The 18,982-nt window shown below is 68.4% G+C and carries 16 protein-coding genes; 14 read left to right on the top strand and 2 right to left on the bottom strand.

Annotation, left to right across the window (positions count from 1 at the left end; translation table 11 throughout):
- The first annotated feature begins 4 nt into the window (after positions 1-4).
- From AB4Y64_RS13905 to AB4Y64_RS13915, 3 genes are all read left to right on the top strand, one after another.
- Positions 5-940 carry a nucleoside hydrolase gene (locus AB4Y64_RS13905; protein WP_441817052.1) on the top strand — a complete coding sequence of 312 codons (936 nt, stop codon included), beginning with the start codon at positions 5-7 and terminating at the stop codon, positions 938-940.
- Between the two features lie 93 nt (positions 941-1,033).
- A complete protein-coding gene (locus AB4Y64_RS13910; RefSeq protein WP_158734120.1) occupies positions 1,034-1,279 on the top strand; it encodes a type B 50S ribosomal protein L31 in 246 nt (81 codons plus the stop codon).
- Between the two features lie 438 nt (positions 1,280-1,717).
- Positions 1,718-3,022 (top strand): citrate synthase, encoded by a 1,305-nt coding sequence (locus AB4Y64_RS13915; protein ID WP_441817053.1) that lies wholly within the window; start codon positions 1,718-1,720, stop codon positions 3,020-3,022.
- A gap of 94 nt (positions 3,023-3,116) precedes the next feature.
- Here the strand turns inward: AB4Y64_RS13915 and AB4Y64_RS13920 are convergent, their stop codons facing one another.
- Positions 3,117-3,794, bottom strand: a complete 678-nt coding sequence (locus AB4Y64_RS13920) for a hypothetical protein (RefSeq protein WP_441817054.1) — start codon at positions 3,792-3,794, stop codon at positions 3,117-3,119.
- Positions 3,795-4,022: 228 nt separating this feature from the next.
- Positions 4,023-6,518, bottom strand: coding sequence for a penicillin-binding protein 1A (locus AB4Y64_RS13925; RefSeq protein WP_441817055.1), 2,496 nt, complete (start codon positions 6,516-6,518; stop codon positions 4,023-4,025).
- A 244-nt stretch (positions 6,519-6,762) separates the two neighbouring features.
- Here AB4Y64_RS13925 and AB4Y64_RS13930 point away from each other — a divergent pair, with 244 nt between their 5' ends.
- The 11 genes from AB4Y64_RS13930 to AB4Y64_RS13980 all read left to right on the top strand — a co-directional run bounded on the left by AB4Y64_RS13930 (position 6,763) and on the right by AB4Y64_RS13980 (position 18,957).
- Positions 6,763-7,821: a pilus assembly protein PilM gene (locus tag AB4Y64_RS13930; protein WP_441817056.1), complete on the top strand. Its 1,059-nt coding sequence runs from the start codon at positions 6,763-6,765 to the stop codon at positions 7,819-7,821.
- On the top strand, positions 7,821-8,603 hold the full coding sequence (locus AB4Y64_RS13935; protein ID WP_441817057.1) for a PilN domain-containing protein: 783 nt from the start codon (positions 7,821-7,823) through the stop codon (positions 8,601-8,603). Before AB4Y64_RS13930 ends, AB4Y64_RS13935 begins: the two co-directional genes overlap by 1 nt.
- Positions 8,600-9,268, top strand: a complete 669-nt coding sequence (locus AB4Y64_RS13940) for a type 4a pilus biogenesis protein PilO (RefSeq protein WP_441817058.1) — start codon at positions 8,600-8,602, stop codon at positions 9,266-9,268. The genes AB4Y64_RS13935 and AB4Y64_RS13940 overlap by 4 nt, the downstream gene beginning before the upstream one ends.
- Before the next feature lies 1 nt (position 9,269).
- On the top strand, positions 9,270-9,821 hold the full coding sequence (locus AB4Y64_RS13945; RefSeq protein ID WP_441817059.1) for a pilus assembly protein PilP: 552 nt from the start codon (positions 9,270-9,272) through the stop codon (positions 9,819-9,821).
- Positions 9,822-9,840: 19 nt separating this feature from the next.
- Positions 9,841-11,775 (top strand): type IV pilus secretin PilQ, encoded by a 1,935-nt coding sequence (locus tag AB4Y64_RS13950; RefSeq protein WP_441817060.1) that lies wholly within the window; start codon positions 9,841-9,843, stop codon positions 11,773-11,775.
- A gap of 242 nt (positions 11,776-12,017) precedes the next feature.
- Positions 12,018-13,010: an AAA family ATPase gene (locus tag AB4Y64_RS13955; RefSeq protein WP_441817061.1), complete on the top strand. Its 993-nt coding sequence runs from the start codon at positions 12,018-12,020 to the stop codon at positions 13,008-13,010.
- A gap of 23 nt (positions 13,011-13,033) precedes the next feature.
- Positions 13,034-13,969 carry a DUF58 domain-containing protein gene (locus tag AB4Y64_RS13960; RefSeq protein ID WP_441817062.1) on the top strand — a complete coding sequence of 312 codons (936 nt, stop codon included), beginning with the start codon at positions 13,034-13,036 and terminating at the stop codon, positions 13,967-13,969.
- Positions 13,969-14,460 carry a DUF4381 family protein gene (locus AB4Y64_RS13965; RefSeq protein WP_441817063.1) on the top strand — a complete coding sequence of 164 codons (492 nt, stop codon included), beginning with the start codon at positions 13,969-13,971 and terminating at the stop codon, positions 14,458-14,460. Before AB4Y64_RS13960 ends, AB4Y64_RS13965 begins: the two co-directional genes overlap by 1 nt.
- Positions 14,460-15,476: a vWA domain-containing protein gene (locus tag AB4Y64_RS13970; protein WP_441817322.1), complete on the top strand. Its 1,017-nt coding sequence runs from the start codon at positions 14,460-14,462 to the stop codon at positions 15,474-15,476. The genes AB4Y64_RS13965 and AB4Y64_RS13970 overlap by 1 nt, the downstream gene beginning before the upstream one ends.
- On the top strand, positions 15,473-17,206 hold the full coding sequence (locus AB4Y64_RS13975; RefSeq protein WP_441817064.1) for a VWA domain-containing protein: 1,734 nt from the start codon (positions 15,473-15,475) through the stop codon (positions 17,204-17,206). The genes AB4Y64_RS13970 and AB4Y64_RS13975 overlap by 4 nt, the downstream gene beginning before the upstream one ends.
- On the top strand, positions 17,203-18,957 hold the full coding sequence (locus tag AB4Y64_RS13980; protein WP_441817065.1) for a BatD family protein: 1,755 nt from the start codon (positions 17,203-17,205) through the stop codon (positions 18,955-18,957). The genes AB4Y64_RS13975 and AB4Y64_RS13980 overlap by 4 nt, the downstream gene beginning before the upstream one ends.
- The last annotated feature ends 25 nt before the right edge of the window (positions 18,958-18,982 follow it).

Here is an 18,982-nt window from a genome sequence, read left to right on the forward strand (position 1 = left end):
ACCGATGAGCGAAAAGATCCCCCTGCTGATCGATACCGACCCGGGCGTCGACGACGCGCTGGCCCTGCTGATGGCCTTCAATGATCCGCGCCACCAGATCGTTGGCCTGACCATCGCGGCCGGCAATGTCGGCCTGCGCCACACCGTGGCCAATGCGCTGAAGCTGTGTGAGGTCGCGGGCGTCGACGTGCCGGTGTTCGCCGGTTGTGCCGGACCGCTGCTGCATCCCGCGCCGGACGCCGGCTACGTCCACGGCCAGGACGGCTTCGGCGATGTCGGCTATGAGCCGGCGCGCCAGCAGGTGCAGGCCGAGCACGCCGCACAGGCGATCGTGCGCCTGTCGCACCAGCATGCCGGCAAGCTGCTGCTGGTCGCGCTCGGCCCGCTGACCAACATCGCCCTGGCGCTCAAGCTCGATCCGACCCTGCCCGAGCGCGTCGCCCGCTTCGTCGTGATGGGTGGCTCGGTCACCGGCCACGGCAACATCACCCCGGCCGCCGAGTTCAACATCTACTTCGATCCGGAGGCGGCGCACATCGTCTTCGCGGCCTTCGCGCAGATCGACCTGGCCGACTGGGAGGGCACCATCGCCCACGGCCTGCACCACGACCGCGTGGTGGAATGGCTGGGCGCGGACTCCGAACGCGCCCGCTTCTACGAGCGCATCTCGAAGAAGACCCGGGAGTGGTCGGCCGACCGTCGCGGCGACTACTGGCATTCGGCCGATGCCTACGCCATGGCCTTCGCACTGGCCCCGGACGGGGCCGTGGAGACGGCCGAGCGTCCGCTGGCGATCGAGCTGGGGCACGGCCCTGCCCGCGGCATGACGGTGGTCGACTGGCAGCGCCAGAGCGGCCGGCCAGACGGCGTCCGGATCCTGCTGAAATACGACCAGGCGCGCCTGGACCGCCTGATCCGCGAGGCGCTCGCCGCCGTTTGACCAGGACGTTGATCGGTGCGTAATCCGGACTTGCCGGAAGCCAGAGTGGTCGCTATACTTCCCGGCTTTCCCGCTTAAAGATTGGTGAGTGCCATGAAGGCCGGCATCCATCCCGAATACCGCGAAGTCGTGTTCCAAGACGTGACCACCGACTTCCAGTTCCTGACCCGCTCGACCCTTGGCAGCAAGGAATCGATCAAGTGGGAGGACGGCAATGAGTATCCGTTGATCAAGGTCGACATCAGCTCGGCTTCGCACCCGTTCTACACGGGCAAGCACAAGATCATGGATACCAGCGGTCGCGTCGACAAGTTCCGCAAGCGCTACGCCCAGAAGTGATGTTCCGGGCCGTGCCTCAGGCACGGTTCGACCCGAGCATCGTTCCAGGCGAAGTGCGGAATCGACTGTAGCAACGGCTGCCGCCAGGCGGCCGTTGCCGTCTTTGCCGTTCCGGTGCAGACGAGCGATCCAGTGTTGTAGCGACGGCTGCCGAAAGGCGGCCGTTGCTGTTTCTGGCCGTTCGCCCCGTTTCCAGGGGCCGCTTGAGGCTCCGGGCTGGCCGCGGGGCGGCCCATGCCCCCGGGGACCGCCCAGGCGCGACGGTGCGTTGCGCCGGCGCGGCGCCAGCCGACCAAAGTCCGAGCCTTGGCTCCAGGTCGTTGTGCGATAATTCACTATCGCGGTTCGGCCGAGTTTCGCCGTGACCCCGTGCCCATTCGTGGCCCACTCGTGCCCGGCCTGCCTGCGAGGCAGGCATGCAGACTTGAGGAGTGTTTCGTGTCCGATTCGAACAAACCCGGCTTCGACCAGGTCACCCTGACCGCTGGCGACAAGACCGTGACCCTGCCGGTCCACCATCCGGTTCTCGGCCAGCCCTGCATCGACATCGCCAAGCTGCCGAAGGAAACCGGCGCTTTCACCTACGACAACGGCTTCACCGCCACTGCCAGCTGCAAGTCGGCGATCACCTACATCGATGGCGATGCCGGCGTGCTGCTGTACCGCGGTTACCCGATCGACCAGCTGGCCGAGCATTCGAGCTTCCTCGAAGTCGCCTACCTGCTGATGAACGGTGAGCTGCCCAACCCGGGCGAGTTCGCCAAGTTCGAGCACGAAGTCACGCATCACACGATGATGCACGAGGCGTTCCGCACGTTCCTGTACGGCTTCCGCCACGATGCCCATCCGATGGCGATGCTGGTCGGCATGCTCGGTTCGATGGCGAGCTTCTACCACAACGATCTCGACCTGGAAGATCCGGAACAGCGCCGCCTGGCCGCGATCCGCCTGATCGCCAAGGTGCCGACGATTGCCGCTGCCTGCCATCGTTATTCGATCGGCTGGCCGATGCGCTATCCGAAGAACAACCTCGAGTACACCACGCGCTTCCTGCACATGATGAAGGAAGTGCCGAGCGAGCCGCTGGAGCTCAGCCCGGTCGCCGCCAAGGCGCTGGACCTGCTCTTCATCCTGCACGCCGACCATGAGCAGAATGCTTCGACGTCGACGGTGCGCCTGGTCGGTTCCACCGGCGCCAACCCTTACGCGTGCGTCGCCGCCGGCGTTGCCGCGCTGTGGGGCCCGGCACACGGCGGCGCCAACGAAGCCGTGCTGAAGATGCTCGAGCAAATCGGCCGTCCGGAGAACGTCGGTTCGGCGGTCGCCAAGGCCAAGGACAAGGAGTCGGGCTTCCGCCTGATGGGCTTCGGCCACCGCGTCTACAAGAACTTCGATCCGCGCGCCAAGATCATCCGCGAGATGACCCACAAGGTCCTCGGCGAGCTGGGCGTCAACGATCCGCTGCTGGAAGTGGCGATGAAGCTGGAAGAGGCGGCGCTGAAGGACGAGTACTTCGTGCAGCGCAAGCTCTACCCGAACGTCGACTTCTACTCGGGCATCATCTACAAGGCGCTGGGCATCCCGGTGGAGATGTTCACGGTGATGTTCGCCATCGCGCGCACCGCGGGCTGGGTCGCGCACTGGCTGGAACAGCAGAACGATCCGGAGAACAAGATCGGCCGTCCGCGCCAGATCTACATCGGTTCGCCGCAGCGCGACTACGTCGACGCCGGCAAGCGCTGAGTCTTCGCGTACATGCCCGGCGTTCGCGCCGGTGCAACCTCAAAGCCGCGGCCCTGGTCGCGGCTTCGTCGTTTCCGGGGCTGCCAGCGGGCTGTCAGGGCGAATTCGCGCCCTTCTCGTAGTCGAGGATTTCGTCGTCGGCAAGCAGCTGCCGCAACTGCGCGGCGCTGGCGCGCTTCATCGGCTTTTCGTCGGTGCTCGACAGCGGCGCCTGGCGCAGGACGTCCAGTGGCAGCACGGTCAGGTCGAAGGTGATGTCCTCGGCGCTGAAGACCCAGACGGGGAAGTCGCCGTCGCGTTCGCGGTCCAGGCGCAGGCGGCGGCTGCGCGCCTCGGCGGGGATGCCGTGCTGTTCGAGGAAGCGCGGCGGAGCATCGGGGTCGTCGCTGTAGAGGTGCAGGGCGACCGGGCTGCGCGTGTCGGCCGTGCCGTCCAGTACCGGGCCGACCAGGCGCGGTTCGAACGACTGGAAGAACTCGAGCGCACGCAACGCCGACTCGCGCCGTTGCCGCAACGCCGGGATGTTCCCGCGCTGGAACAGGCGCTGGTACTCGCGAAGCGCTTCCTCGATCTCGCGGTTACGCGGCAGTGAAGCGTCGTCGAAGATGCCGAGGCGTTCGGCGGCCTTGAGCTTGGCCTGGTGGTAGTCGCGGATGCCGCCTTCGGCCATCAGTCGCGCAGCTTCATGGGCGAGGCGGTGGCGGCGTTCGCGGGTGCGTGTCTGGGCGTGCAGGGTGGCGTGCTGGTTGGCGTTGTGTCGGGCGTGGGACATGACGACCTCCGCATCTGGCACGACGTCGGCGACCTGGTTCGCCGCGGCCGAAACTGCACCGGCAGCGGCAACCTAACACGTTTCATCGCGCCTGGAAGTTACCGCTTTTGCCGTATCGGCAGCGTTCATGCCGTGCCCTCAGCATGAACCGATGCCATACGATAGCGAAGGCCGGAAACGACGACGCCGGGCGAACCCGGCGTCGTTTTCGTGCGTGCTGGCGTTGCCTCAGAAGATGTCGAATTCTTCCTCGGCCGGCGCCGTCTCGGTCGGGCCGTAGTCGACGTAGCTCTGCATGCGCTCCAGGTCCTCGGCCTTGACCCACTCGACGATGCCGCCGCCTTCGCCCGGCACCAGTGCGCCGCTGGCCGAGACCGAGACCTTGACCATGCCTTCCGGCGGCTCGTTCAGCGCGATCGGCTGATCCTTGAGGGCCACGCGCATGTACTCGATCCAGATCGGCAGCGCGGCCTTGCCGCCGTACTCGCGATAGCCCAGCGACTTGTAGTTGTCGCGGCCGACCCAGACGGTGGTGACGTAGGGACCACCGAAGCCGGAGAACCATGCATCGCGGTGGTCGTTGGTCGAACCGGTCTTGCCGCCGACGTCCTCGCGGCCGAGCACCTTGGCCGCGGTGCCGGTGCCGCGCAGGACCACGTCGCGCAGCATCGAGTTGATCTGGTAGGCGATGCGGTTGTCGATCGCGCGCGGCGCCAGGACCAGGTTGCTGGTGTCGATCTCGACTTTCTTCGGCTCGTCCTTGGGCTTGGCGTCGGCTGCCGCCGCGGCCGGCATCGCGTCTGGTCCCAGGTTGAATCCGTCGACCACGGCGGAAGTCTGCACGGCCTTGCTGGCGCCGCCGGCGCCACCGCAGGCGGGGCAGGCAACGGCCGGCTTTTCCTTGAACACCACCGCGCCCTCGCGATCCTTCACTTCGTCGATGAACCACGGCGTGATGCGGAAGCCGCCGTTGGCGAAAGCGGCGAAGCCGCGCGCCACCGACATCGGCGTCAGCGAGGCGCTGCCCAGCGACATCGACAGGTTCGGCGGCAGCTCGGCTTCGTCGAAGCCGAAATGGCTGATGTACTTGCGCGCGTAGTCGACGCCGATGGCATCGAGCAGGCGCACCGACACGAGGTTGCGCGATTGCACCATCGCCTCGCGCAGGCGCATCGGGCCGGCGAAGTTGCCGCTGTCGTTCTGCGGACGCCAGATGTGGCCGCGACGGTCCTTGAACACCACCGGCGCATCGAGCACGACCGAGGCCGGATTGAATCCACGCTCGAACGAGGCGGCATACAGGAACGGCTTGAAGCTCGAACCCGGCTGGCGTCGCGCCTGCGTTGCGCGATTGAACTTGGCGCCGGCGAAGCTGTAGCCGCCCGACAGGGCGCGCAGTGCGCCGTTGCCCGGCTCCAGCGACACCAGCGCGGCCTGCGCCTGCGGCACCTGGTCGAGGCGGTAGGTCGGCGCCGGCATCGGCCCGGTCTGGCCGGGCTTGGCCGGCGCCGGCTCGATGCGCTGCACGCGCACCAGGTCGCCGCGCTTGACCAGGCTGGCCGGGCTGCGCTCGGCGTAGCCCTGGTTCGGGCCCAGTTCGATCTGGGTGCCGTCGGCCAGCACCAGGCTGACCTGGCTGCCGTTGCTGCCGGTGACGATGGCCGGCAGCAGCGAGGCCTGCGTCGGGATGCCGCGCAGGCGCGTGCGCAGCGAGGCCGCGTCTTCGCCGGCGGCGAGGTCGAAGTGCTGCTCGACGCCGTGCCAGCCATGGCGGCGGTCGTACACCGACAGGCCGTCGCGGATGGACTGGTCGGCGGCAACCTGCAGCACCGGGTCGATGGTGGTGGTGACGTGATAGCCGCGCGTCAGGGCCTCGGCGCCGTAGCGGGCGACCATTTCCTGGCGGACCATTTCGGCCACGTACGGCGCGTACACCTCGACCGGACGCTCATGCGGGGTGGCGTGCATCGGCGCGGCCTTGGCCTGGTCGGCCTCGGCCTGGCTGACGTAACGCAGGTCCACCATGCGCTGCAGGATGTAGTCGCGACGTTCCTTGGCGCGCTCGGGATTGCTGAGCGGATTGCCGCTGGAGGGGAACTTCGGAATGCCTGCAAGCGAGGCCATTTCATCGAGCGAGAGCTCGCCCAGCTTCTTGCCGTAATAGAACTCCGCGGCGGCGCCGACACCGTAGGCGCGGTTGCCGAAGAAGCTCTTGTTGAGGTACAGCTCGAAGATCTCGTCCTTGCTCAGCTCGCGCTCCATGCGCATCGCCAGCAGCATCTCGGCGAGCTTGCGCGTGTAGCTGTATTCGTTGCTGAGGAAGAACTGGCGGGCCACCTGCTGGGTGATCGTGGAGCCACCAGGAACGCGCTTGGCATCGGTCGTGGCGAGCAGCCAGACCGCACGGCCGATGCCCTTGAAGTCGACGCCGTGGTGCTTGTAGAAGCGCGCGTCCTCGATCGAGATGAAGGCCTGCTTGAGCCGGTCGGGAACGTCCTGGATCGAGATCGGGTAGCGCCGGGTCTCGCCGAACAGCGCCATCAGGCGGCCGTCGCGGGCATAGACGTACATCGGCTCCTGCATCTCGACGGTGCGCAGGGTCTCGACGTCGGGGAGCTTGGGGGCGACCAGGTAGTACAGGGTGCCCAGGGCAATGGCGCCGAGCAGAGCCAAGCCGGCGGACGCGATCAGCGCCCAGCGCAGCAGGCGGCGGAAACGGGGCATCAAGGCAGGTTCCGATTGCGGGTGTAGTGGCCGTGGAGTATAGATGAGCCGGGGATGGGCACTTGAGCAGGGCAGGGGCGGGGCGGACGGGCCGGACGGGGCGGGCTGGCCAGCCGTTGAAGGGGCGGAAAGTGACGCAGTAAGGCAATTCCGAACGGAACAGTTGCCTTGCCGCGCAAACTTCGATATTTAAAGCAGGGTCACACGAAGCGCACGTAAGCGCCTGTGACAAGGGGAGAATACCGTGGGGATCGTCACAAAAAGCCAGCCGGCAGTCGTCGGCGTGGATATCAGTTCGACCGCCGTAAAGCTGTTGCAGCTCTCCCGGGCCGGCAACCGCTACCGCGTCGAGCATTACGCGGTTGAACCGCTGCCACCCAATGCCGTGGTCGAAAAGAACATCGTCGAGGTCGAGGCGGTGGGACAGGCGATCAAGCGCGCCGTGGCGCGCTCGGGCACCCGGGCCAAACATGCCGCTGCCGCCGTCGCCGGCTCCTCGGTCATCACCAAGGTCATCCCGATGCCGGGCGACCTGGACGATGACGACCTGGAGTCGCAGGTCGAGCTGGAAGCGGTCAACTACGTGCCGTACCCGATCGAGGAAGTCAGCCATGACTTCGAGGTCCTGGGTCCGATGCCGGGCAGCCCGGACATGCTCCAGGTGCTGCTGGCCGCCTCGCGTTCGGAAAACGTCGAAGTCCGCGCCTCGGCGCTGGAGATCGGCGGCCTGACGCCCAAGGTGATGGACGTGGAGGCCTTCGCCCTCGAGAACGCCTTCGCCCTGGTCGCCGACCAGCTCGGCGGGCCGCGCGACGGCCTGGTCGCCCTGGTCGATTCCGGCGCCACCATGACCACCCTCAACGTCCTTCGCCAGGGCCGCAGCCTGTATGCCCGCGAACAGGTGTTCGGCGGCAAGCAGCTCACTGACGAAGTGATGCGCCGTTACGGCCTGAGCTACGAGGAAGCCGGTCTGGCCAAGCGCCAGGGCGGCCTGCCGGAAAGCTACGAGGCCGAGGTGCTGGAGCCGTTCAAAGAGGCGATGGTCCAGCAGATCAGCCGCCTGCTGCAGTTCTTCTACGCCGGCAGCGAGTTCAACCGCGTCGACCAGATCGTCCTGGCCGGCGGCTGCGCCTCGATCGCCGGCATCGCCGAGATGGTCGAAGAGCAGCTCGGCGTGCCGACCACCATCGCCAACCCGCTCGCCCACATGACCCTGGGGCCGCGCGTGCAGGCGCACGCCCTGGCCCAGGACGCGCCGGCGCTGATGATCGCCTGTGGCCTCGCCCTGAGGAGCTTCGACTGATGGCACGCATCAACCTCCTCCCGTGGCGCGAAGAGCGCCGCAAGCTGCGCCAGAAAGAATTCGCGGTGATGTTCGCGATGGCGGCGCTGGGCGCGGTGCTGCTGTCGTTCGTGATCATCAGCTACTACAACGGCCAGATCGACGGCCAGAACGAGCGCAACACCTACATGCGTGACCAGATCACGCAGGTCGACAAGGCGATCAAGGAGATCGAGGAACTCGACAAGAAGAAGGCCAAGCTGCTCGCCCGCAAGGAAGTCATCGAACAGCTCCAGGCCAACCGCTCGCAGATGGTCCACCTGTTCGATTCGCTGGTGCGCACGATTCCCGATGGCGCCGTGCTCACCTCGATCAAGCAGGACAGCCAGACGCTCACGCTCGAAGGCCGCGCGCAGTCCAACGCCCGCGTCAGTACCTACATGCGCAACCTCGAGGGTTCAGGCTGGATGACCAGTCCGGACCTTTCGATCATCGAGGCCAAGGGTGGCGACAAGGGGCTGCCGTACGTGTTCCGCCTGCAGGTCAAGCTGGCCAACCCGAACGCACCCAAGGACGAGGACGGCGACGGCGTGCCGGATGCGCCGGCCGCAACGACCTCGCAGATCGCGCAGTCGGGTGAGGCCACCGCAGCCGGTACCGGTGCTGCCGCCACGCCGGCCGCGCCGGCAGCTGGCGCCGCCGCCGCGCAACCGGCCGGCACCCCGGCCCCCGCGCCCGTAGCAACCCCTGCCAACGCGCCGACGGCGCCGGCCGCAGCGCCGACCAAGGGAGCGGCGTCATGAGCAAGAAGAAATCCATCAAGCTCAACGAACTCGATTTCAACAACATCGGCTCCTGGCCGCAGCAGGCCAAGATGGGCTTCTGCGTCCTGGTCGCCCTGCTGATCGTCGGCCTGGCCTGGTACCTGTTCGTCAGCGACAAGAAGACGGAACTGGAAGGCCTGGAGCACCAGGAAGCCGACCTTCGCGCCGAGTACGAAACCAAACAGGGTCGCGCCGCCAACCTCGAGCCGCTCAAGCAGCAGCTCGCGCAGATGGAACAGCAGCTCCAGCAGATGCTGCGCCAGCTGCCGAGCAAGACCGAAATGCCCGACCTGATCGTCGACATCTCGCAGACCGCGCTCGCCACCGGCATCACCAACGAGCTGTTCCAGCCTGGTCCGGAGCAGCCCAAAGAGTTCTACGCCGAGAAGCCGATCGCACTGCGCATGGTGGGCAGCTACCACCAGTTCGGCGGTTTCGTCAGCGGCGTGGCCTCGCTGCCGCGCGTGGTCATCATGACCATGCACGACATCTCGCTGAAGCCGCGCAGCAAGGAACCCGGCGCGGCGATCACGCCCAACAGTCCGCTCGAACTGGCCGGCACGGTCAAGACGTACCGCTACCTCGACGAGGATGAAGTGGCCAAGCAGGAAGCCTCGGCGGCCGGCAAGAAGGGGGGGACCTGAGATGCGCGCAATCTCCATTCGCAACGGCGCGGCACCGCGTGTCCTGACCCTGCTGGCAACGGCCCTGGTCCTGGCAGGCTGCTCGCGCGGCATCAGCAGCACGCCCGGTGAGGCGCCGAACCTGGACAAGTGGATCGCCGAGGTCAAGGCCCGTCCGGCGCCGCCGCTCGATCCGCTGCCGGTCATGCAGCAGTTCGAAACCTTCGAATACAACGCCTACGCCATGCGCGATCCGTTCAGCACGGCATTCACCGACGAGGATGGCGGCAATGGCCCGCGTCCGGACTCGGCGCGGCGCAAGCAGACGCTGGAGCAGTTCCCGCTCGACAGCCTCGACATGGTCGGTACGCTCGGCAATGGCGGCAGCGTGGTGGCACTGGTCATGGCGCCTGACAAGGTGACGTACCGGATCCAGCCGGGGGCATACATGGGGCAGAGCGACGGTCGCGTGACCGGCGTGTTCGAAGACCACATCGAATTGGTGGAACTGGTGCCGGATGGCGCGGGTGGCTGGCTGGAACGTCCGGCCACGGTCGCGTTGGAAGATCAATAGGGATTGGGGGATAGCAACGATGACCGTTTTCAACACACGCACGCGACCTTCCCGTCGCCCCCTGCTATTGCGCAGCGGGTCGGTGGGTCTGATGGTCGGCGCAATTGCCGCCTTCAGCGCAGTCCACGCCGCAGCACCGGCGCCCGCCACCGCACCTGCCAAGGTCGCACCCGCGGCCAGCCAGGATCCGGCCAAACAGTTGCCGGGCGCCATTTCGGTGTCCGACATCGACTTCAAGCGCGGCGCTGACGGCTCCGGCCGCCTGGTGCTGAAGTTCAGCGGCGATGGTGCCGCGCCGGACCTGCGCAACCAGGGTGCCAGCGTCGTCATCGACGTCGGCAACGCCCAGCTGCCTGCCTCGCTGCAGAAGCCGCTGAACGTGGTCGATTTCGCCACGCCGGTGCAGCGCATCGATGCCCGCGCCAGCGGCACCGGCACGCAGCTGGTGCTCAACACCACCGGCAACTTCGAGTCGATGGCGTACCAGACCGGTCGCGAGTACATCGTCGAGATCGTGCCGCGCACCGCAGCAGCCACCGGTCGCGCCGTCGGCGCCACGGTGGACGGCAAGCCGGCGCCGGCCGCCGCTACCCGCAGCTACACCGGCCGCCCGGTCACGTTCAACTTCCAGGACGTGCCGGTGCGCACCGTCCTGCAGCTGATCGCCGAAGAGTCCGGCCTCAATGTGGTGGCGGCCGACACCGTTTCCGGCAACGTCACCCTGCGCCTGATGAACGTGCCCTGGGACCAGGCGCTGGACATCGTCCTGCAGGCCAAGGGCCTGGACAAGCGTCGCAGCGGCAACGTCGTGTGGATCGCGCCGCAGCCTGAGATCGCCAAGTACGAGCAGGACAAGGAAGACGCGCGCATCGCACTGGAAACCCGCGTCGATCTGGCCACCGAGTACGTGCAGATCAACTACCACAACGCCGCGCAGATCTATAAGGCGCTGACCGAGGCCAAGGGCATCGGCGGCAGTGGCAGCGGTGGTGGCGGCAACCAGGACAGCGGCTTCCTCTCGTCGCGTGGGCGCATCGTCGCCGACGAGCGCACCAATACCCTGATGATCAGCGACATCCCGAAGAAGATCGCGCAGATGAAGGAGCTGATCCACGTGATCGACCGCCCGGTCGACCAGGTGCTGATCGAAGCTCGCGTCGTCATCGCCACCGACACCTTCGCCCGCGACCTCGGCGCCAAGTTCGGCATCAGCGGCGCCAGCGGCAAGGCCGGCGATCGCAGCTCGGTCGGCTTCGGCGGCAGCGCCGATGCCTCCTCGGCCAATGCCAACTCGCGTGCCGACGCGGTGCAGAACGGCGCCAACGCCTTCGACATCACCCGCTCGCTGATGAGCAACCTGCCGGCCCAGTCGGTCACCACTCCCAGCGCGCTGGCCCTGTCGATCCTCAACGCCGGTTACCTGCTCGATGTCGAGCTGTCGGCGATGCAGGAAGAAGGCCGTGGCGAGGTGATCTCCAACCCGCGCATCGTCACCAGCAACCAGCGCGAGGCGGTGATCCGCCAGGGCCAGGAAGTCGGTTACGTGACGATCTCGCCGCAGCAGGGCGGTAACTCGATTCCGATCCCGAACGTGCAGTTCAAGGACGTGCTGCTGGAGCTGAAGGTCACCCCGACCATCACCCACGACGGCCGCGTGTTCCTGAACATGAACGTCAAGAAGGACGAAGTCGAAGGCTTCACCAACACCTCGATCGGCCAGGTTCCGCAGATCGCCAAGCGCGAGGTCAACACCGCGGTGCTGGTGCAGGACGGCCAGACCGTGGTCGTCGGCGGCGTCTACGAGTTCCGCGACCGCAGCGACATCTCCAAGGTCCCGTTCCTCGGCGACGTGCCGTTCCTGGGCAACCTGTTCAAGCGCAAGGGTCGCAACAAGGACAAGGCCGAGCTGCTGATCATGGTCACGCCGAAGGTGCTGAGGGTCGACCAGCGGTGACCAGGCTTCGCCTGGTAAACCCAAAGCTTGCTGTGCAAGCTTTGGGCCCCGCCAGTTGTGCTTCCACACCCCGCCATTTCGCGCCTGCGGCGCGAACCGCCCCCTAACTCAGGGGGCTAGGGCGAAAACAATCGGGCCCCGAAAGGGGCCCTTTTTGTTTTGTTGCTGAATGGACGAAGGAGGTCTTGAACCGCGCGGGTGTGTTTCGGTCAAACTGGTCCTGCCCCGCAACCGAGACCCCCATGGACCGCCGCAGCGATGACCTGCCCCGTGTGCACGATGCCTTCCGCGCGCTGCGCGATGCGCTCTCGGCCGAGATCGTCGGCCAGGCGGCGCTGATCGAGCGGCTGCTGGTGGCCCTGCTGGCCGACGGCCACCTGCTGGTTGAAGGCGCGCCCGGCCTGGCCAAGACCAGCGCCATCCGCGCACTGGCGGCGCGCCTGGACGCCGACTTCGCCCGGGTCCAGTTCACTCCCGACCTGCTGCCGGCCGACCTGACCGGCACCGAAGTCTGGCGGCCGCAGGAAGGACGGTTCGAGTTCCAGTCCGGCCCGATCTTCCACCCGATCCTGCTGGCCGACGAGATCAACCGCGCGCCGGCCAAGGTCCAGTCGGCGCTGCTGGAGGCCATGGGTGAGCGCCAGGTCACCGTCGGGCGCGCCACCTACGCGTTGCCGGCGTTGTTCCTGGTCATGGCGACCCAGAACCCGATCGAGCAGGAAGGCACCTTCCCGTTGCCGGAAGCGCAGCTCGACCGCTTCCTGATGTATGTGCGCATCGGTTATCCGGAGATCGCGGCCGAAACCGAGATCCTGCGATTGGCCCGCGAGCGCGCGCGTGCCGCCATGCACACGCCGGCGCAGGCGATCGAGCGCATGCCGTTGTCGGATGTGTTCGCCGCGCGCGCCGCCGTACTCGAGCTGCACCTGGCGCCGCCTGTCGAGCGCTACCTGATCGAGCTGGTCCTGGCTTCTCGCGATGCCGCGCGCTACGACCCGGCGCTGGCCCGGCGCATCGCCTGGGGCGCCAGTCCGCGCGGCTCCATCGCGCTGGAGCGCTGCGCACGCGCGCACGCCTGGCTGGCCGGCCGCGATTTCGTCACCCCCGACGACGTCCGTTCGGTTGCGCCGGACGTGCTGCGCCACCGCATCCTGCCCAGCTACGAGGCCACGGCCGAAGGCTGGGACGGCGACCGCCTGGTCGCTGAAATCCTGCAGCGGGTGCCCTTGCCCTGAGTCGTGGGCCCGGAGTGGATGCGATGACTTCGAAGCAGGCCGGCAATGACGATGCGGCAGCCATGGCCGACGGCATAACGCCGTCGCTGGCGGAGCTGGTGGCGCTGCGCGCAGTGGTCACCGCGCGCGGCCAGGCCCGTCGTGGCCGTTTCGGAATCAGCGGCCATGCCTTGTCGCCACTGCGCGGGCGGGGCATGGAGTACGCCGAGTCGCGCGAATACTCCAGCGGCGATGACGCCCGCCATATCGACTGGCGCCTGACCGCACGCACCGGTCGTGCCCACACCAAACTGTTCCAGGCCGAACGCGAGCGGCTCAGCCTGATCGTCGCCGACACCTCGCCTGCGCTGTACTTCGGCACGCGCGTGCGCTTCAAGTCGGTGCAGGCGGCGCGCGCCGGGGCCATCGCCGCGTGGGCCGCAGTTCGCGACGGCGACCGCATTGCCGCCCTGCGCGGAAGCAGGACCGAGGCACCGGTGGCGCCTGCCGCCGGGCCGCGCGGCGCGCTGCGCGTGCTCGATGCGCTGGTGCGCTGGTACGCCCGGCCACCGCAGGACGATGCCGGCCTGGACGTCGCACTCGACCATGCCCAACGCCTGCTGCGGCCTGGTTCGCGCCTGCTGGTGCTCGCCGATGCACAAAGCGTGGCCGCCATCGCCCAGCGGCGATGGCCGGCGCTTGCGCAGCACCACGAAGTCATCGTGCTGCTGCTGACCGATCCGCTCGAGGATGCGCCGCCGAAGTCGCCATTGCCGTTCCAGCACGACGATCGCCGCATCGAACTCGACCTGGCGTCGGCCGCGCAACGGCAGGCCTGGCGCAACGAGTTCGTGCGCCCGATCGAACGGGTGATGGCGCAGTTGCCCGCGGTCGGTGTGCGCGTGCAGTCGTTGTCGACGCAGGTGGCGAGCGATTCCTGGCTGCCGTTGCTTGGCCGCAACCGGCCACTGGTGGCCTGATGGCCGGCCCGGCACTGGTCCTGCGCGACATCCATTCGCTGCCGGCGCCGCCCTGGTGGCCGCCGGCACCGGGCTGGTGGCTGCTGGCTGCGCTGGTGATGGCACTGATCGCGGCGGTTGCCTGGGTCGTATTGCGTCGCCGCCGGCGTCGTCGCGCGATTGCCGAACTGTTCGATCGCAACGTCGATGCCGCCGCTTCGCCGGCCGCGCAGGTCGCCGCGATGTCGGAACTGCTCCGCCGCGCGGCGCGCCGACGTGACGCGCATGCCGACCGGCTGGAAGGAGAGGCATGGCTGGCCTTCCTGGATGCAGGGCCGGCAGATCCGACGCGACCAGGTTCACCCCGATCCGTCACCCGCACCGACTTCAGCGGCGGCAGCGGCCGACTGCTGCTCGACGGTGGTTATCGCCGCGACGTTGCCGCGACCGACGTGCAGGCGCTGCGTCGCCTGGCGCGTGCGCGCTTCCTGCAATGGATGGGCGCCGCATGATGGCCTCGCTGCTGGCGCCGTGGGCGTGGCTCGCCGACCTGTTCGCGTGGCCATGGTGGTTGTTGGCGCTGCCGCTGCCGTTGCTGGCGAGGTGGCTTCTGCCACCGGCGCGCGGCACGGCGGCTGCATTGCAGGTCCCTTATGGCGACCGCCTGCGGCGCGTTGCCGCATCCGGCCGCCGCGGCGGACTGGGCGGCCGCACCAGTGCGCTCGCCTGGCTTGGCTGGATCCTGCTGTGCCTGGCCGCGGCGCGCCCGCAGCAACTGGGCGAAGCGGTGCAGCCGCCACATGTTGGGCGCGACCTGATGCTGGCGCTGGATCTGTCGGCCAGCATGCGCGAGCCGGACATGGACCTGGGCGGTCGCAGCGTCGATCGCCTGACTGCCGCCAAAGCCGTGCTGGCCGACTTCCTCGACCGCCGCGGCGGCGACCGCGTCGGCCTGATCGTGTTCGGTCGCCGCGCCTACGCATTGACGCCGCTGACGCTCGATCTCGATTCCGTGCGCGAGCAGCTCAACGACAGCGTGATCGGGCTGGCCGGCCAGGAAACCGCCATCGGCGATGCCATCGCCCTGGCGGTCAAGCGGCTGAAGGCGCGGCCCGCGCAACAGCGGGTACTGGTGCTGTTGACCGATGGCGTCAACACCGCCGGCATGCTCGAACCGGCCAAGGCCGCGCAGATAGCCCGCGCCGAAGGCGTGCGCGTGCACACGATCGCCTTCGGCGGTGAAGGGTCGCTGTCGTTCTTCGGTTTGCCGATGCCCATGCCAGGCGCCGGCGACGAGATCGACGAAGCCGGCCTGCGCGCGATCGCCAAAACCACTGGCGGCCGCTTCTTCCGCGCCCGCGATACTTCGCAGCTGGTCAACATCTACGCCGAGATCGATCGGATCGAACCGGTCGAGCAGCCGGGGCAGGCGCTGCGTCCGCGGATCGAACGTTATTATTGGCCCTTGTCGGCAGCGTTTGCCTGCGCATTGCTCGCTTTCGCCTGGCCGCGACGGAGGCTGGCATGAGCGAACTGGCAGGCATCGACCTGGCTGCGCTGCACCTGCTGCGCCCGCAATGGCTGTGGGCGCTGCTGACGTTGCCGTTGCTGGCGTGGTTCTGGCGATCCCATCGTCGTCGTGCCAGTGCGTGGCACGACCGGGTCGACGCGCACCTGCTGCCGCACCTGCTGGCGCAGCGTGGCGACACACGCACGCGCCGGGCCGCCGTGTTGGCGGCGCTCGCCTACGCCATCGCGGTACTGGCGCTGGCCGGGCCGAGCTGGCGGCAACTGCCGCAACCGTTGTGGGAGAGCCGCGCGCCACTGGTGATCGCGGTCGACCTGTCGAGTGCGGCGCTGGCCGGTGACGTTCCGCCTTCGCGCCTGGCCCAGTCGCGCGCCAAGATCTCCACCCTGTTGCGCGAGCGCGCCGCCGGGCAGGTGGCGCTGGTCGCCTACGCCGGCGATGCCTTCACCGTCGCGCCGTTGACCGAGGACGCGGCCAACGTCGCGCTGTTTCTCGACGCGCTGGCGCCGGACGTGATGCCGGTCGATGGCAATCGTGCCGATCGCGCCATCGACTGGTCGGCGCAACTGCTGCAACGCGCCGGCTTCGACCGTGGCGACATCGTGCTGCTCACCGGCCAGTCCGACGCGGACGCGATCGATGCCGCCGCGCGCGCAGCCAAGCGCGGTTATCGCGTGTTCGCGCTGGGCGTCGGCAGCGAAGCGGGCGCGCCTTATCGCCGCAGTGATGGCAGCTTTGGCGAGGCGCGACTGGACTCGGCATCGCTGCGCCGCGTGGCGGCTGCCGGTGGCGGCCGCTACGCCATGGTGGCCGCGGGCGACGAGGACCTCGCCACGCTGGGCATCCTCGACGCCGGGCAGGGCGAGGCGGGCATCGCCCGCGGCACCGCTCGCACCTGGCAGGACCAGGGCTTCTGGTTGTTGCCGCCGCTGATGCTGCTGGCACTGTTTGCATTCCGCCGCAGCGCTGCATTGGCGGTTCTGGTGCTGGTGTTCGCATGGCCCATCTCGCAGGCGCAGGCCGCGCAGTTGTGGCAGCGCGCCGACCAGGCCGAACATGCGCGAATGGAGCAGGGCTCGCAGGCCTACAGGAGCGGCGACTTCGCCCAGGCGGCCACGTTGTTCGACGGCGTCGACAACGCCGACGCGCATTACAACCGCGGCAACGCGCTGGCCAAGGCGGGACAGTATCCGCAGGCGCTGGCCGAGTACGATCACGCACTGAAGCAGCGACCGGGGATGGAAGACGCGATCGCCAACAAGCGCGCGGTCGAGGCGGCAATGAAACGCCCGCCATCGCAATCGCAATCGCAATCGCAGCGTGGCGGGGCCGGCCGGCCGCAATCGGGGCAGTCGCAACCGCAGCACAATCCCGCCGGCGATCCCACTTCACAAGCCGATCAGTCGGGTCAGCCTGACAAGCAACGGCAGGACCAGCAGCCACCGCAGCAGTCGCAGGACGGCCAGGCCAGGCCGGCCGATGCCGATGCCCAGCGCGACGCCGACGCGGCCCAGCGCGAGCGCATGCAACGCGCGCTGCAGCAGCAAGGCAAAGTCGAGACCGGGCCGCGACAGCAGGCGAAAGTCAACGAAACGCCGCAACAGCGCGAGCAACGCCTGGCCAACGAGGCGTGGTTGCGGCGCGTTCCCGATGATCCGGGCAGCCTGCTGCGCGAGAAATTCCGGCTCGAGCAGGAGCGTCGGCTGACAGAGGGCCAGGACAAGCCATGAGTGCAATTGCGGACCGTAACTTTCGCAAATCGCCGACCCGGCTGCTGACACAGCTGGCGGCCTGGCTGCTGCTGTCGATGCTGAGCCTGGCGGCATCGGCGCAGACCCGCGCCTGGCTCGATCGCGATCGCATCGCGCTGGGCGAAACGGTCACCCTCAACATCGAGTCGAACTCGGTCCGCGCCGCCGAGCCGGATTACGCCCCGCTGGACGCGGACTTTGCCGTCAGCGGTCATACCAGCCGGCGCGAGTTCGAGCAGGTCAACGGTCGCAGCAGCATCCGCACGCTCTACGCGGTGGCGCTGCGGCCACGACGCGACGGCGTGCTGACGGTGCCGGCGCTGAGCCTGGGCAGCGAGCAGACCCAGCCGATTGCCCTGGTGGTCACGCCAGACAGCGGACGCGCGCCGGCCCGCGCCGGCGATGACGTGTTCATCGAAAGCGAGGCCGACGACGCCGACCCCTACGTGCAACAGTCGGTGGGCTGGGTGGTGCGGTTGTACTCGGCCGCGCCGCTGGTTTCGGGCCAGCTCGACCAGGCTGCGCCGGAAGGTGCGTCGCTGCAACGCGTCGGCGACGACGCGCAGTACCAGCGCGATGTCGGTGGACGCCGCTACAGCGTGGTCGAGCGTCGTTTCCTGCTCGTGCCCGAACGCAGTGGCGCGCTGACCATCCCGCCGGCGAATTTCGAGGGGCACGGTGCCGGCGGTTTCTTCGACGATCTGTTCGGCAGCAACCACGGCGCGCTGCAGGCGCAGGCGGCGCCGCGCGTGCTGCAGGTGCGGCCGGTCCCGGCCAACGCACCGCAGCCGTGGTTGCCGTTGCAGGACCTGCAGCTGCGCTACCAGTCCACGCCGCAGGAGTTGCGTGCCGGTGCCGCGGCAACGCTGGTCGTGGAGGCGGTCGCCGACGGCGCCACCGCCGCGCAGATGCCGGAACTGCAATTGCCTGTCATCGACGGCGTGCAGGTGTTCGCCGAGCCGGTCCAGGCCGACGAGCGTTTCGTCGATGGCCGGCCGCGGGCCAAGCTGACCCGACGCTTCTCGCTGGTGCCTTCGCGGGCCGGCAAGGTGCAAATGAGCGGCATGCGGATGAGCTGGTGGGACGTGCGCGCCGGCGCGGTCCGGACCGCATCCCTGCCGATGCTGTCGTGGACGGCGCTGGCGCCGGCGGCCGCAACGGCGAGCGCGACCGATCCCGCCGCTACCGCTTTGCCGTCGCCGTCGCCGGCCACGGCGGCGCCTGCTGACGGCACCGCGTCTTCGTTGCGCGCCATCGCGGGCGCGAACCGTGGCTGGGTGCTGGCGACGTTGCTGTTCGCCGCACTGTGGTTGTTCACCCTGGTCTGGGGCCTGCACCGCGGCGATGCGCGGGCGGCGAGGGAAGTCGAGCCAGGGCATGACGGGGCGGAACAACCGGAGTGGGCCAGGCAGAAGTCCGCCGAACCGGCGGGCCACCTCAAGCAGGCCCTCGATCGCGGCGCACTGGGTGACGTGGCCGATGCGCTGTGCGCGGCCGCGCGACCGCGTGCGCGCGATCTGGACGAAGTCATGGCGCGCCTGGCCGACGCCGACCAGCGCGGGGCGGTGCAGGCCCTGCAGCGGGCGCGCTGGGGCGGCGGCGATGGCGTCTCGGCACGGCAGTGGCTGCGCAAGGCGTTCGCCCCGGGGCCGCGCTGGCGCGAGGGGCCTGTCGACAGCGGGCCTTCGCCGCTGCCGCCTCTGTACCCGGGCGAACGCCGCGGCGCATGACCCGGCAGGGCCCGGCCTGCGCCTG

Source organism: Lysobacter sp. TAF61 (assembly GCF_052113485.1).
Taxonomy (GTDB): Bacteria; Pseudomonadota; Gammaproteobacteria; order Xanthomonadales; family Xanthomonadaceae; genus Lysobacter_J.

Coding starts and splice junctions, on each gene's coding strand:
- AB4Y64_RS13935 (WP_441817057.1), top strand. CDS start 7,821: ATGGCACGCATCAACCTCCTCCCGTGGCGCGAAGAGCGCCGCAAGCTG.
- AB4Y64_RS13905 (WP_441817052.1), top strand. CDS start 5: ATGAGCGAAAAGATCCCCCTGCTGATCGATACCGACCCGGGCGTCGAC.
- AB4Y64_RS13975 (WP_441817064.1), top strand. CDS start 15,473: ATGAGCGAACTGGCAGGCATCGACCTGGCTGCGCTGCACCTGCTGCGC.
- AB4Y64_RS13970 (WP_441817322.1), top strand. CDS start 14,460: ATGGCCTCGCTGCTGGCGCCGTGGGCGTGGCTCGCCGACCTGTTCGCG.
- AB4Y64_RS13925 (WP_441817055.1), bottom strand. CDS start 6,518: ATGCCCCGTTTCCGCCGCCTGCTGCGCTGGGCGCTGATCGCGTCCGCC.
- AB4Y64_RS13965 (WP_441817063.1), top strand. CDS start 13,969: ATGGCCGGCCCGGCACTGGTCCTGCGCGACATCCATTCGCTGCCGGCG.
- AB4Y64_RS13955 (WP_441817061.1), top strand. CDS start 12,018: ATGGACCGCCGCAGCGATGACCTGCCCCGTGTGCACGATGCCTTCCGC.
- AB4Y64_RS13950 (WP_441817060.1), top strand. CDS start 9,841: ATGACCGTTTTCAACACACGCACGCGACCTTCCCGTCGCCCCCTGCTA.
- AB4Y64_RS13910 (WP_158734120.1), top strand. CDS start 1,034: ATGAAGGCCGGCATCCATCCCGAATACCGCGAAGTCGTGTTCCAAGAC.
- AB4Y64_RS13920 (WP_441817054.1), bottom strand. CDS start 3,794: ATGTCCCACGCCCGACACAACGCCAACCAGCACGCCACCCTGCACGCC.
- AB4Y64_RS13980 (WP_441817065.1), top strand. CDS start 17,203: ATGAGTGCAATTGCGGACCGTAACTTTCGCAAATCGCCGACCCGGCTG.
- AB4Y64_RS13940 (WP_441817058.1), top strand. CDS start 8,600: ATGAGCAAGAAGAAATCCATCAAGCTCAACGAACTCGATTTCAACAAC.
- AB4Y64_RS13945 (WP_441817059.1), top strand. CDS start 9,270: ATGCGCGCAATCTCCATTCGCAACGGCGCGGCACCGCGTGTCCTGACC.
- AB4Y64_RS13960 (WP_441817062.1), top strand. CDS start 13,034: ATGACTTCGAAGCAGGCCGGCAATGACGATGCGGCAGCCATGGCCGAC.